Below are 13632 nucleotides of genomic sequence, written 5' to 3' on the forward strand. Positions count from 1 at the left end.
CCGCTGCGGCGCTTTGATAGGCTCAGCGCCCTTAGCAAAGGTCTAAGTTGCCCACAATAGACGATGGCGTAACGCTGATTGCCGCCCGCGCCAGAGACAATCGCCGGTGGCAGCGACGCCGCAGGAGCGGGCGACGGCGGATCAGACGCGGCGAACGAGGCCGTCCAGCGGGGCCAGTGTCTGGGTTCCGGGGAAGACGTCGACGCCCAGAACGCGCGGCGACAGGCCGAGATGGTCCCGCGCAACGCCCTTCAGCACCGCCCGCAAATCGGTCGTCGGCGCAAGGTCGCGGCCCTCGTAGAGCGCGTTCGGCGCAAGGCCCGGCCAGTCGGCCACAACGCGACCGCCCTTCACCGCGCCGCCCAGAAGCATCGCGACGGTCGCGGTGCCGTGATCGGTCCCGTCGCTGCCGTTCATGCGCACAGTGCGGCCGAATTCGGTCATCACGGCCACCACGGTGTTGCCCCACACCGGCCCCATCGAATCACGCAGCGCGCCGATGGCGAGGTCCAGCGCCGACAAGGCCCGGCCGATCCGCCCTTCGGTCACGCTCTGGCGCAGGTGGGTGTCGAAGCCCGACATGTCGAGGAAGCCGACGCGCGGACCGTCGTCACCCGCCATCGCCCGGCCCGCCGCCGTCGCCGCCGAGACGACCTCGCGCTGAAAACCCTTCGCGTCCATGCCCTGGAGCATCGCGTCGACCGCCGCACCCGATTCCGCCTCGCTGCCGGTGACGCCTGAAAGCGCGATCCCCTCCGCCATCGCCTTGGCGAGCACGGGGTCGGTGTGCTCGTACATCATCATCAGCCGCGCCCGCGTATCGTCGGACGCCTCGGCGAATCCGGGCGGCAGCCAGGTGACGACGTGGTCGGCGCCGCGCAAGGTGAGCGGCGTGGTGGTGGCGGCGGCGAAGGCCCCGCTCGTCGCCATCCTCTCGTCGACGGGAAGCGTGCGCAGGATGCGGCCGAGCCAGCCGTCCTGATAATGGCCTGCCGATCCGGTGCCGTTCTCCAGCACGTCCTGCGCATCGAAGTGCGAGCGCTCGCGATAGGCGGTGTGGGCGGCGTGGACGAACAGCGCCTCACCCTTACGATAAAGCTCCGCCAGACGCGGCATGCGCGGGTTGAGCGCGAAGAAACCGTCCAGCGCGATCGCAGCGTCCGGCCCCTCCAGCGGCATCGAGAACTCGTCCCGCACCGACTCGTAAGCCGGATCACCGACCGGGGCGACGAGGGCGAGACCATCGAGCCCGCCGCGCAGGATGATCGATACGAAGCGCGGATCACGCGGGCCCGCGGCGCGGACGATCGTCGGGATGGCGGTCCACGCGGTGAAGGCGGCACCGCCGACGAGGACGGACCGGCGAGAGGGATGCAGCATCGCTACCTCCGTTGAAACGGCGGGCTCATCAAAAGGAGCACCGTTGCCTGATGTCGGTCTTCCGCGCGGTCAACGGTCTCGGCCACGAAGGGGTCCAGATCGTCGCCCATCAGCGACCGCGCGAGCCGCCGCGCGTCGACGCCCTTGCCATAGCGGCGGACCATGATGCCGGCGAAGTCCACCCGCTCAAGCACGCTGTCGCCGCCCAGGAAGTCGGTGTCCTTGTAGGCCCAGCCGGCGGGTGACGGCGGCTTCCACATCGGTTGGCCCATCGTCTCCGCGGCCCGGCGGATGAAGCGCTGGTCGACGTCCGCCGCCTTCAGCGCGCGCCCGGTGGCGACGAGGAAGTCGTAGGGCGGCACCACCTTGGCGGGCTCGTCAACCCACGCCGCCGGATGGGCGATCAGGGTGAAGGCGAGCTCGGCAAGGTCGCCGCCGGTGTCCACGAAACTGCGGCGCAGGGCCTCGACGAGATCGTCCGGCGCGTCGTCGCCGACGAATTGGCGCGCGAACTTGCCGGCGATGTGGGCGGCGGTGGAGGGATGGGCGGCCAGATCGTCCAGGACGGCGCGGAGCTGGTCCTCACCCTTCTGCGGGTAGCGCGTTCCGAGGATCGTGCGGGTGCCGGGCTCGTGCCACCGCCGGTCGAACACGGGGCTGCGGGCGCGCGGCTCCATGCCGCCGCTCCAGCCGGTCAGCACCAGGGCAAGCTCGTTGATGTCGGCCTGCTCATAGCCACCGCCGACGCCCAGCGTGTGCAGCTCCAGAAGCTCACGCGCCAGGTTTTCGTTGACGGCGCTCTTGCCGCGGCGCCGGCCGATCGGACTGTTCGGGCCGAAGGAGCGCGCGTTGTCGAGGTAGAGAAGCATCGCCGGATGGGTGATCGCCGCGGCCAGCATGTCGCCAAAGCGGCCGGTCACATGGGCGCGGATCGCCTCGCGCTCGTAGTTGCCGGCGACGACGCGCACCGGCACCTTCTGCGCCTCCACCGCGAAGTGATTGGACCAGAAGAGGACCAGCCGTTCCAGGAAGGGATGCCGCGTAGTGACGCCGTGGGCATAGCGGGCGGCGATCTCGTCCGCCTCCGCCTCGCGCATGATCTGGTTGCGTGCCTGGCGGGCGTCGTCGCGCGCCATTTCGGCGGCCTCGCTGCGCCCACCCTGGCGGAAGGCGCGGGCCGCCGTGCGCAAGGTGCGGTCGGCCGACACGTAGGCCTCGCGCAGGGTGGCAAGGTCCGGGCCGCGGACGATGGCGGCCTCCTTGTGGTCGAGCTCTGCCGCGAGATCCTCACGGCTCGGTCCGCCGCCCGGCTCGGGCCCCAGCCCGAAGCGTGTCGCGGCGGTCAACGCGGGGGAGCGCATGGGTCACCTCCTGCCGCAACGGCGCGGCAACGCGCGCCCACTCCATATACCAGATCGCGCCCCTCACGGAACGCGGACCGGGGCGCGGCGTGTGCGCGCGCCCCGGCATCCTCGTGCCACCGGCCCCGTGAACGCGAGTTGAACGGGCCGTCGTCCGCGCCCGGACGGGCCGGGCGCCAACCCTTCAGCGCAGCGGCTGAAGGATCGACACGTAGTTGGCGACCGCGGCGCCGCCCATGTTGAAGACACCGCCGATATCGGCGTTCTTCAACTGCATGTCGCCCGCCTCGCCGGCGAGCTGCATCGCCGAGACGACGTGCATGGAGACGCCCGTGGCGCCGACCGGATGACCCTTCGCCTTCAGCCCGCCCGAAACGTTGACCGGAAGCTTGCCGTCCGCATCGGTCCACCCTTCGTGGATCGCGCGGTACCCTTCGCCCGGCTTCGTCAGCCCCATCGCCTCATATTCGATGAGTTCGGCGATGGTGAAGCAGTCGTGCGTTTCCACGAAGGAGAGATCGTCCAAGGTCAGCTTGGCGGCGCCCAACGCACGGGACCAAGCCTCGCGGCAGCCCTCGAACTGGATGATGTCGCGCTTGGACATCGGCAGGAAGTCCTGCACGTGCTGCATGGTGCGGAAGGCGACCGCCTTCTTCATCGCCATCGCGGTCGGGATGTCGGCGAGCACGATGGCCGCCGCACCGTCGGAGACGAGCGAGCAGTCCGTCCGCTTCAGCGGCCCGGCGACGACCGGGTTCTTCTCCGACTCGGTGCGGCAGAAGTCGAAGCCGAGGTCCTTGCGCATCTGCGCGAACGGGTTCTTCACGCCGTTCTTGTGGTTCTTCGCGGCGATCTTCGCCAGCGCGTCGGATTGGTCGCCGTAGCGCTGGAAATAGTTGCCGGCGATCTTGCCGAACACGCCCGCGAAGCCGGCCGGAATATCGCCCTCTTCCTTCAGATAGGCGGCACGCAACAGGTTCTCGGCGATCTGCGGGCCGGGCGTCGTCGTCATCTGCTCCACGCCGACGACGAGGACCATCTTGGCCTCCTTCGCGGCGATCGACTTCAGCCCCTGGCGGATGGCGCCCGAGCCGGTGGCGCAGGCATTCTCGACGCGGGTGGCGGGCTTGAAACGCAGCCGGTCGTCGGCCTGCAGCACCAAGGAGGCGGTGAAATCCTGCTTGGAGAAGCCGCCGTTGAAGTGGCCGAGAACGATCTCGTCGATATCGTCGGGGCCGACACCGGCGTCGGCCATCGCGTCGGTGGCGACGCGCGCGACGAGGGACTCGACGGTCTCGTCGCTCAGTTTGCCGAACGGGGTATGGGCCCAGCCCACCATCGCTGCGGTCATTGGATCCTCCTTCCTGTCGCGGGTCTCGCCGTCCCGCGTGTTGTCGGAGGGCGTGCACCTGCGGCGGCGCCCCCTCGCTTGCCATGTCACATAACCATTGGTGCGCAACTTTGACAGGTCAAAGCCCGCTCGTCAGCCAAAATCGTCAGACGTTCTCAGGCGGGCATCGCGACCGGCGTGAGGCGGCCCCGGCTCAGTCCGTCGGCACGGTGGTGCTGAGCGGAAGGCGGCCGCCGTCGGCATAGATCGTCTGGCCGGTGACGTAGCTGGAATCGGGGGACGCAAGGAAGGCGACGATCGACGCGATCTCGTGCGGGCGGCCGACGCGGCCCATCGGCGTGCGCGACATCAGCGCCTTCATCGCCTTGGCGTCGCGGGTCATCTGCGGCGTCACGTCGGTTTCGACGGTGCCCGGCCCCACGGCGTTGACGCGGATGCCCCACGGCGCCAACGCCAGCGCGCTGACCTTGGTGAGCTGCGACATCGCCCCCTTCGACACCGAGAAGGGCACATGGGCCGGGTGCGCCACCACCGCATTGATCGAGCTCATGTGAACGATGGATCCGGCCGGCCCGCCCTCTTTCACGCGCTCCGCCATGTGCTTGCCGACACCTTGCGACACAAGGAAGGCGCCCTTGAGGTTGACGCGCAGGACCCTGTCGAAATCCTCCTCGGTGAGGCTCAGAAACTCGGCGCCACCGTCGATCCCGGCATTGTTGACGAGAACGTCCACCGGACCGAAGGCATCGACGGTGGCGGCGATGAGGTTGCGCACGTCGAGCCGCTCGGCCACGTCGCATTCGGTGAACTGAACCCGGTGCTCCGGGCCGAGCAGCTTGGCGAGGCGCTCCCCGTCGCCCACGGCGACATCGGCCAGCATGACACGCATGCCCTCTTCCACCAGCCGCTCGGCGACCGCACGGCCGATGCCGCGCGCCGCACCGGTAACGATCGCCACCTTGTCGGCGAGCCCCTTCACGCGGTGCGTCTTTTCATGCGACGCGCCACGTCAGACGACTTCACCGCTCACGCGGCGGCACCCGGATGGCGCACCGCGTTCTCGATGTCGTCCAGCGCGGCGGGGTCTTCGATGGTGGCGGGCATCACGTAGCTCTCTCCGTCGGCGATCTTCTTGATGGTGGCGCGGAGCGTCTTGCCGGATCGCGTCTTGGGCAAGCGCGGAACGGCGATCACCTTCTTGAATGCGGCCACGGGACCGACCTCCTGACGCACCTTTGCCACAAGCTCGGCCTCCAGCCCGTCGAACGAGGCGTCGGGCCGCAAGACGACGAAGCCGATCGGCGCTTGGCCCTTGATCTGATCCTCGGCGCCGATCACCGCGCATTCCACCACCGCCGGGTGCGAGGTGAGAACGTCCTCCATCACCCCCGTCGACAGGCGGTGGCCGGCGACGTTGATGACGTCGTCGGTGCGAGCCATGATGAAAACGTAGCCGTCATCGTCGATCAGGCCGGCGTCGGACGTATTGTAGTAGCCGGGAAAAGCGTCGAGATAGGCGGAGCGGAAGCGGTCGTCGTCGTTCCACAGCGTCGGCAGGCAGGACGGCGGCAGCGGCAGACGGATGGCGATGTTGCCCATTTCGCCGCGCGGCACCTCGTGCCCCTCATCGTCGAGGATGACGACGTCGTAGCCCGGCATCGGCTTCGTCGGCGAGCCGGGTTTGACGGGCAGAAGCTCGATGCCGACCGGATTGGCGGCGATCGCCCAGCCGGTCTCGGTCTGCCACCAGTGGTCGATCACAGGAACGTTCAGCGCCCTCTCGGCCCAGTCGATCGACGCCGGATCCGCGCGCTCTCCCGCGAGGAAGAGCGTGCGGAAGGAGGACAGGTCGTAGTCGGCCGGCAGCTTGCCGTCCGGGTCCTCTTTCTTCACGGCGCGGATCGCGGTCGGCGCCGTGAAGAGGGCCGCCGCCTTGTGCTCGGAGATGACCCGCCAGAAGGCCCCGGCGTCGGGCGTTCCGACGGGTTTGCCTTCATAGACGATGGTCGTCGCCCCGATCAGCAGCGGGCCGTAGACGATATAGGAGTGGCCGACGACCCAGCCGACATCGCTGGCGGTCCACCACACCTCCCCCGGCTGGATGCCGTAGAGATGTTTCATCGACCAGGTGAGCGCGACCGCATAGCCAGCGGTATCGCGCACCACCCCTTTGGGACGCCCGGTGGTGCCGGACGTGTAGAGGATGTAGAGCGGGTCCGTGCCCGCAACGGGTTCGCACGGCACGTCGCGTCCGGCCTCGAGCGCCGCTGCATATAAAGCGCCGAGGTCGTGGTTGCCCTCGCCCGAGAGGTCCGCCGGGCATTGCTCACGCTGCAGATAGAGCACCGGCGGCGCCGCCTTGGCGAGTTGGCGTGCTTGAGAAATCTGCGGCTCGTAAGGGACGAGACGCGTCGCCTCGATGCCGCAGGACGCGGCAATGATGAGGGTCGGCTCGGCATCGTCGAGCCGTGCGGCGAGTTCCTTCGCGGCGAACCCGCCGAACACGACCGAATGGATGGCTCCGAGGCGTGCGCACGCCAGCATGGCCACCAGCGATTCGGGGATCATCGGCATGTAGATGATGGCCCGGTCGCCCTTGCCGAGACCGAAATCCTTCAGGACCGCGGCCATCGCCTTCACACGGGCGGTGAGCTCGCCATAGGTCCAGACGGATTTGGTGCCCGTGACGGGGGAGTCGTAGATGATCGCAGGCTGATCGGCACGGTCCGGCAGATGCCGGTCCAACGCATTCCAGCACATGTTCATCACGCTGCCAGGAAACCACCGCCCGTACAGTCCCGCGCTCTCGTCGAAGGCGGTCCGCGGAGGCTCGATCCAGTCCACAGCCTCCGCCGCCCTCAACCAGAAGGCGTGCGGATCACTGCGCCAAGAATCGACGGTGGCCTGATAGGCGTTCGACATGTCCCCCTCCCCATTCGCGCTTCATTCCAGGAAGCATCGCTGGACGATGCTATAACCTGACGGCCGCGCAAACGGGAGGACAGTTAGGCTCGTATGCGGGAAATCTCATCCTTGAGACGGAGTTTCTCGCGCTTCAGCTGCGACTGGGCAAGCTGGTCGGCGCTCGGATGAAGGTTTAGGTTATGCAGCTCAGCTTCGATCGCGGCGTGTCTGCGCTCGAGCGCAGCCTTGCGTGCGTCAGTGGACATCAGCCCCTCCGTGCTTAGCTGGGAAAGAGAATAGCACAGGACGCCGCGATATCTACAGCCTAAGCGCGAAAATTGTTACGCGGTTGTCGGATTATGCTGGGGCGTCGCATGCATCAACTTTCCGCGCTCCGTCACCCAAACGATCAGCAATGAAACAACGGAGTAAACCGCGTAGCCAATAAAGAGAGGGTGCGCCGTCCCATCGTAGAGCTGGCCGACGATTCCGCCCAGAAGGGCCCCGATCCCCGTCATCGCAAATCCCACGAACGAGGATCCCGTCCCGGCGATCCGCCCCAGAGGCTCCATCGCCATGGAGTTGAAGTTCGGCAGCATGATGCCGACGAGGTAGAAGCACACGGCCAAAAAGGCGACGAACAGCGCCACCGGCACAACACCCACCAGCGCGTGCACGACGTTGATGATCAAAATCGTCCCGACCAGCGAAATCAACGCTCCATGCGATAGACGCCGCATCCCCACGCGCTCCACAAGAAGCGAATTGGTCAAGCTGGCGAGCACCATCGTCCCTGCGACACTGGCGAAGATCGCCGGAAACCACGTCACGATGCCGTAGATGTCTTGGAAGATCTGCTGCGCGCTGGCGATATAGGTGAGAAGGCACCCGAAGATGAAGCCGAGACTCAAGGTATAGCCGATCGTCTCGCGGCTGCGCAGGATCGTCATCACCGCGAGCCCCAGCGGAACCGGCGTCACGCCGGCGCCGGTCCGCGGGTTGGTCTCGGGAAGACGAAGCCCGATCCAGGCCATAACCAGGAGCGAAAAGGCCAGCAGGAACATGAAGATGGGCCGCCACGAGCCCAGCATCACGAGGAGACTTCCCAGCGACGGCGCGATCACCGGAAGAACGATGAACACCATCATGACGATGCTCATGATCTGGCTCATCGCCCGGCCCACATAGCGGTCGCGCACCACCGCCACCGCGACGACGCGCGGACCCGAAGCGCCGAGCCCTTGAATGACGCGCGCCAACAACAGCATCGTGAAGCTGTCGGCCACGATGGCCACCACCGTCCCTGCCGCATAGACGAGGAAGCCGCCGATCAGCACCGGCTTGCGGCCGATCCGGTCCGACAACGGCCCCACCACCAGGTGACCGGTCGCGAACGCCGCCATGTAGACCGTCACCACGAACTGCTGGGTGTTCGCGTCGTGCAAGGCGAAGGTGGCAGCAATATCCGGCAAGGCGACAAGCATGATATCGACGGACAACGCGGTAATGGCCATCGACATCGCCATCATGCCCACAAACTCAGCGATCGGCTCGCGCCGGCCAAGCCCGTGTGATTGATCGCTCATGAGACTTCTTTCTCGGTTTATGTGCAGCGACACCTAACCCATTTCTCGGGCGGCGCCAGACATGGCAGCCCCGCGTCAGTCGCAGGTCGAACCGCTGTTTCGCCACCGCCGGGCCAAAAGCGCCACGATCGCCGGCAACGTCAGAGACAAAATGATCATACGTGCCGTGTGGATCAGCGCGACGAAGGCCACATCGAAATTGAGGAGGAAGGAAAGCGCAATCATCGTATCGAGCCCGCCGGGCGCATAGGCGAGGAAGACCGACGCCATCGGCCGGCCCAGGATCAGCGCGAACAACGCCGCCAAGGCCAAGGCGACCGCCCCCGCCGCGACGAACGCGGCCAGCGAGGCGAGGAACATGCGGATCAACCCGGCCCGCTTCACACCGCGGAACCGCAGCGCGACCGACGTCCCCAGCATCACCAGTGAGAAGGCCGCCAGCCACTCGGGGATCGCCACGGTGGCCACCCCCGTCAGCGATACGGTGGCCCCGGCGATCAACGGTCCCATCAACGTCGGCGCGGGAATGCGGGCGGCATAGGCGACGCCGACCGACGCCACCGTCAGCGCCACGGTGACGAGGACGTCCATCACGCCGAACTCCGCCGGCCCCATGGAGAGCGCCCCCGATTCGCTCCCCCCGAACGCGAAGGGAATGAGCGCGACGAGAATGAAGAGGCGCGTCGACTGGGCCATCACGACCCGGTCCATCCGCGCCCCGCCCTGCATGGAGACCGCCAGAACCAGCGGAAGGTTGCCCGGTATCGACCCGCACAGGGCCGACAGCCTGTCCCATCGGCCGACGAGGGCCAGCACCACGGCGCTCGCCGTCGTGGTGCCGATGATGCACAGGACGAGGCCGATCAGAGCGAACGGCGCCGTCGCCAACTGGCGCAGCGCCTCGGCGCTGATCGACGCGCCCATCACGGTGCCGAGAACCGAGAACGCGCCCGCCCGCACCGGCCCCGGAAGGTTGACCGGAACGCGCAAGGCCAGCGCGATCACTACGGCCGTGGCCGAGCCCGTCAGGAACGCGGCCGGCATGCCGAGAAAATGGAACAGAAGCGCCCCGCCCCCGCCGATCAATACGGCAAGCAGCGACGGCACGATCCAGCCCGCAGAAAATGACTGCGCCGCCTCAGCGGGCGGCGCGCCATGCGATTGTGTGAGGTCCGACGGCAAGAGGCCCCCTTAGCGCGGGAGCGTCGTCGCCCCCATCAGGTCGAGGTCAATGGCGCGCGCAGCCTGACGACCTTCACGGATCGCCCAGACCACGAGGCTCTGCCCTCGCCGCACGTCTCCTGCAGCATACACCTTAGAAACAGAGGTGCGATAGTCCGTGGTATTGGCCGCAACGTTGGTCCGCGGATCGAGCGCGAAGTCGCCACCTTCCAGGTAGGTGCCCATCCGCGGCCCCGAGAAACCGATGGCGATCAGCACCAGATCGGCGCGAATGTCGAACTCGGTGCCCGGAATCGGCTTGCGCTTGGGGTCGACACGGGCGCAGCGCACATGCGTCGCCTTGCCCTTCTTGCCCACCACCTCCAGCGTGGCGACGGCGAACTCGCGGTCCGCCCCCTCCGCCTGGGAAGACGAGGTGCGGAACTTCGTCGGCCAATAGGGCCACACGACGTCCTTGTTCTCGCGCACCGGCGGCATCGGCCGGATGTCGAGCTGCGTCACCTGCAACGCGCCCTGGCGAATCGACGTGCCGATGCAGTCCGACGCCGTGTCGCCGCCGCCGATCACGACGACATGCTTGCCGGACGCCATGATCGGCGTCTCGTCGAACGGCTCGCGACCGACGCGGCGGTTCTGCTGGGTCAGGAACGGCATGGCATAGTGAACGCCCGCCAGCTCGATGCCGGGAAGGCCCGGATCGCGCGGCCGCTCGGCGCCCGTCGTCAGAAGCACCGCGTCATACTCGGCCGTCAGCGCCTTCAGCTTCTCGCCGTCGATGTCGGCGCCGAAGTGGAAGATCACGCCCTCGGCCTCCATCTGGCCCTGGCGGCGGTCGATGATGCCCTTCTCCATCTTGAAGTCGGGAATGCCGTAGCGCAGCAGGCCGCCGGACTTGGCGTAACGTTCGAAGACGTGCACCTCGTGGCCGACGCGCGCAAGCTGCTGCGCCGCCGCCATGCCGGCCGACCCGGCGCCGATCACCGCCACCTTCTTGCCCGTCAGGCGGGACGGCGGCTGCGGCGTCACCCAACCGTTGTCCCATGCCTTGTCGGCGATCGCCTGCTCCACGCACTTGATCGCGACCGGCGTGTTCTCGATGTTCAGCGTGCACGCCTCTTCGCACGGGGCGGGGCACACGCGGCCGGTGAACTCGGGGAAATTGTTGGTCGAATGGAGATTGCGCGCGGCCTCCTCCCACTCGCCCGTGTAGACGAGGTCGTTCCAGTCCGGAATCTGATTGTCGACCGGGCAACCGGCATCGGATTGGCAGAAGGGAATGCCGCAATCCATGCAGCGCGCCGCCTGCCGTTCCACCTCGGGTTCACTCAGCGGAAGGGTGAACTCCTTGAAATGCCGGATCCGATCCGCCGCAGGCTGATACTTCAGCTCCTGCCGGTCGATCTCCAAAAATCCCGTGACCTTCCCCATCGTCACTCCTTCATGAAACGTCGCCGATGACTGCAACGGATGACGGTTTGGGTCAATTGTCTTGACGCATTCCAGTCGGTTTGCACGCGCAGCGACACCGGTTCGCCACAGCATGGCGACCGGGTCCATCTCGCTCGGCCGGAAACTAGCCTTCGCCTCGCAGCCAAGCAACCCGGCTCGCCGCGCCCTCGCCCTGCCCGAGGAGCCGAACGAGCTCCGGCAGCAGCACGGCGAGCTCGGCCTCCAGCGTGAACGGCGGATTGACCACGACGAGCCCCGAGCCTGTCAGCCCCGGCCCGGCGGGATCTCGCACGGAAAGCTCGGCGGCGAGGATCTTCGGCACGCCGAGCGCGGCCAGATCGCGGTGAAATTTCGCCACCGGCGCCGCCGCCGTCAGCGGATACCAAAACAGATAGACCCCGCCCGCGAAGCGCCGGTGTGCGGCCTTCAGCCCTTCCACCATGCGGCCCCAGTCGGCAGCCTCCTCGAACGGCGGATCCACCAGCACGACGCCGCGCCGCTCCTTCGGCGGCAGATGCCCGCCGAGCGCCATCCACCCGTCGAGCTTCAGCACCTTGGCGCGTTTGTCCCGCCCCAGCGCATCGGTGAGAAGGCCATGGTCGACCGGGTGAAGCTCCACCGCCTCCAGCGCGTCACCCTCGCGCAGCATCGCCTGGGCGATCAACGGTGAGCCGGGATAGTGCAGGAGCGGCCCGTCATTCACCGCCGCCACCGCCGCGCGGTAGGGCGCCAGCAGCGCCTCCGCCTCGTCCGACAGGCGCGCCGCGGCGAGCCGGCCGATGCCGTCCCGCCATTCGGGCGACCGGACCGCCTCCTCGGCACCGAGGTCGTAGAGGCCGATGCCCGCGTGGGTGTCGACCACCCTCAGCGGCTTGTCCTTCTTCATCAGGTAGGTCAGCACCCGCGTCAGCACGGCATGCTTGAAGACGTCGGCATGGTTGCCGGCGTGGAAGGCGTGACGATAATTCAGCGGACTACTGCGCCCCGGCCGGCCGCGATGCCCATGCGCCCAGAAAAGCCTCGACCACATCGGCCGAGTTCTGCGCGGCGAGGCCCATGAAGACTTCCAGCTCGTTCGCCGCCCCGCTGCCGCCGGCCAGGTCGGACAGCGAGCGGAAGGCGATGAAGGGCACACCGTTGGTCGCCGCGACATGGGCGACCGAGGCGCTCTCCATGTCGACAACCCCCGCCTCGAAGGTCGCGAAGATGTAGTCCCGCATCGCCGCATTATCGACGAAGGCCGAGCCCGAGACCCCGTTGCCGCCGACGGTCACCACCGGCGCATCGGTCAGGCAGGCGTCCGGCGCGGTGCAGTGCTGAAGCGTCACCGCGGCCGCCGCCTCGCGGGCGAGCGCCATCAACGCCGGATCGGTCTGGAACCAAAAGCGGTCCTCCGGCTCCTCCACCCCCTCGCGCCGCACCATCTCGGGCTGCGGGAAAATCATCCCGAAGCCCGGAAAATCGCGGTGCATGAACGGCGGCACCTCGTAGCCGTCCGCCGTCTCGCGCGCCAGGACGACGTTGAGATACGACCCCCATTGCTCCGGCACCACCACGTCTCCCAGCGAGAGCGACGGGTCGATCCCGCCCGCGATGCCGGAGAAGGCGATCGCCTCGACATCGTAGCGGTCGATCACCATCTGCGCCGACATCGCCGCGTTCACCATGCCGACGCCGGACAGAAGCAGCACCACCGGCGTCCCGGCGATGGTGCCGGTGACGAAGCGCACGCCGTTCTCCACATGGTCGGCGCGGTCCTGAAGCTTGTCCTGCAGCACGCCCCACTCGGGCGCGAAGGCGGACATGACGGCGACGCGCGGCGTGTCGTCCAGCGGCTCTGCCACCGCCACCATTGCCCCCGCAAGCCCCCATGCGCCGAGCGCCACTGCGATCGCCGTCTTCGTCTTCATGCCGCGCCCTCCCCGCCGATTCGCGCACATCATGCCAATGCCCACGCCGTCAGCCAAAGGCCGAACCCGAACACGGTATGGGCCGACAGATTCACCGCCCGCACCGTCCAGCGGTTCGGCCGGCGCTGTGCGGCGAAGCCCGCCCCCATCGCCGGGGCCATGACGAGCCAGCCCGCCAGCACCGTCACCCAGCCGACGACGAGCGCCGGCAGCAAGGTCGGCGCGACAAGCCAGCCGGTCCCGGCCACGGCGACCAAGACGAAGGCGTAGAGAATGCCGATGAGATAGTGCATCGCCCAGCCGACCGCGGTCTCCCCGGCGATGGACGGCGCCTCGGCGATCGCGGCGTGGACGAAACGGCCGCGCGGCATGTGCGCGAACCAGCGCCCGCCCATGGTCCAGTTGGCCCCCGGCAGCCCGGCCCGCGCGACGAGCGCAAGGTAGACGTCGAACAGCGCCGTCGCGCCGACGCCGATCACCACGATGCGTGCGAAATTCTCCAGCATGGG

General features: G+C 67.8%; 12 protein-coding genes. All 12 read right to left on the reverse strand.

Going from position 1 to position 13632, the window contains the following annotated elements; genetic code table 11:
* Positions 1-141: 141 nt before the first annotated feature.
* A complete protein-coding gene (locus tag BIX52_RS14540) occupies positions 142-1380 on the reverse strand; it encodes a DUF1501 domain-containing protein (protein ID WP_075221800.1) in 1239 nt (412 codons plus the stop codon).
* A 2-nt stretch (positions 1381-1382) separates the two neighbouring features.
* The gene (locus BIX52_RS14545) at positions 1383-2741 is read right to left on the reverse strand and encodes a DUF1800 domain-containing protein (RefSeq protein ID WP_075221801.1); all 1359 of its coding nucleotides are present in this window, start codon (positions 2739-2741) and stop codon (positions 1383-1385) included.
* A 184-nt stretch (positions 2742-2925) separates the two neighbouring features.
* Positions 2926-4092: an acetyl-CoA acetyltransferase gene (locus BIX52_RS14550; protein WP_075221802.1), complete on the reverse strand. Its 1167-nt coding sequence runs from the start codon at positions 4090-4092 to the stop codon at positions 2926-2928.
* A 193-nt stretch (positions 4093-4285) separates the two neighbouring features.
* Entirely contained in the window at positions 4286-5071 is a 786-nt protein-coding gene (locus BIX52_RS14555) for an SDR family NAD(P)-dependent oxidoreductase (RefSeq protein ID WP_075221803.1), read from the reverse strand.
* Between the two features lie 47 nt (positions 5072-5118).
* On the reverse strand, positions 5119-7014 hold the full coding sequence (locus tag BIX52_RS14560; RefSeq protein ID WP_075221804.1) for an AMP-binding protein: 1896 nt from the start codon (positions 7012-7014) through the stop codon (positions 5119-5121).
* Positions 7015-7097: 83 nt separating this feature from the next.
* Positions 7098-7262 carry a YdcH family protein gene (locus BIX52_RS14565; RefSeq protein WP_075221805.1) on the reverse strand — a complete coding sequence of 55 codons (165 nt, stop codon included), beginning with the start codon at positions 7260-7262 and terminating at the stop codon, positions 7098-7100.
* Positions 7263-7337: 75 nt separating this feature from the next.
* Positions 7338-8582 carry a multidrug effflux MFS transporter gene (locus BIX52_RS14570; protein WP_075221806.1) on the reverse strand — a complete coding sequence of 415 codons (1245 nt, stop codon included), beginning with the start codon at positions 8580-8582 and terminating at the stop codon, positions 7338-7340.
* Positions 8583-8657: 75 nt separating this feature from the next.
* Positions 8658-9689: an AbrB family transcriptional regulator gene (locus tag BIX52_RS14575; RefSeq protein ID WP_108676586.1), complete on the reverse strand. Its 1032-nt coding sequence runs from the start codon at positions 9687-9689 to the stop codon at positions 8658-8660.
* A gap of 84 nt (positions 9690-9773) precedes the next feature.
* Positions 9774-11192, reverse strand: a complete 1419-nt coding sequence (locus tag BIX52_RS14580) for a glutamate synthase subunit beta (protein WP_075221808.1) — start codon at positions 11190-11192, stop codon at positions 9774-9776.
* A gap of 145 nt (positions 11193-11337) precedes the next feature.
* The gene (locus BIX52_RS14585) at positions 11338-12183 is read right to left on the reverse strand and encodes a 23S rRNA (adenine(2030)-N(6))-methyltransferase RlmJ (protein WP_075221877.1); all 846 of its coding nucleotides are present in this window, start codon (positions 12181-12183) and stop codon (positions 11338-11340) included.
* A gap of 4 nt (positions 12184-12187) precedes the next feature.
* Complete coding sequence (locus BIX52_RS14590; RefSeq protein ID WP_075221809.1) at positions 12188-13123, reverse strand: 5'-methylthioadenosine/S-adenosylhomocysteine nucleosidase; 936 nt, start codon at positions 13121-13123, stop codon at positions 12188-12190.
* 29 nt (positions 13124-13152) lie between these two features.
* Positions 13153-13629, reverse strand: coding sequence for a DUF2938 family protein (locus BIX52_RS14595; protein WP_075221810.1), 477 nt, complete (start codon positions 13627-13629; stop codon positions 13153-13155).
* Between the last annotated feature and the right edge of the window lie 3 nt (positions 13630-13632).

This window comes from Acuticoccus yangtzensis, from assembly GCF_001927245.1.
Classification (GTDB): domain Bacteria; phylum Pseudomonadota; class Alphaproteobacteria; order Rhizobiales; family Amorphaceae; genus Acuticoccus; species Acuticoccus yangtzensis.

Bases quoted from the DNA above. Each gene is read 5' to 3' on its own strand.
- BIX52_RS14540 (WP_075221800.1), bottom strand. From the start codon at position 1,380: ATGCTGCATCCCTCTCGCCGGTCCGTCCTCGTCGGCGGTGCCGCCTTC.
- BIX52_RS14545 (WP_075221801.1), bottom strand. From the start codon at position 2,741: ATGCGCTCCCCCGCGTTGACCGCCGCGACACGCTTCGGGCTGGGGCCC.
- BIX52_RS14550 (WP_075221802.1), bottom strand. From the start codon at position 4,092: ATGACCGCAGCGATGGTGGGCTGGGCCCATACCCCGTTCGGCAAACTG.
- BIX52_RS14560 (WP_075221804.1), bottom strand. From the start codon at position 7,014: ATGTCGAACGCCTATCAGGCCACCGTCGATTCTTGGCGCAGTGATCCG.
- BIX52_RS14565 (WP_075221805.1), bottom strand. From the start codon at position 7,262: ATGTCCACTGACGCACGCAAGGCTGCGCTCGAGCGCAGACACGCCGCG.
- BIX52_RS14570 (WP_075221806.1), bottom strand. From the start codon at position 8,582: ATGAGCGATCAATCACACGGGCTTGGCCGGCGCGAGCCGATCGCTGAG.
- BIX52_RS14580 (WP_075221808.1), bottom strand. From the start codon at position 11,192: ATGGGGAAGGTCACGGGATTTTTGGAGATCGACCGGCAGGAGCTGAAG.
- BIX52_RS14590 (WP_075221809.1), bottom strand. From the start codon at position 13,123: ATGAAGACGAAGACGGCGATCGCAGTGGCGCTCGGCGCATGGGGGCTT.
- BIX52_RS14595 (WP_075221810.1), bottom strand. From the start codon at position 13,629: ATGCTGGAGAATTTCGCACGCATCGTGGTGATCGGCGTCGGCGCGACG.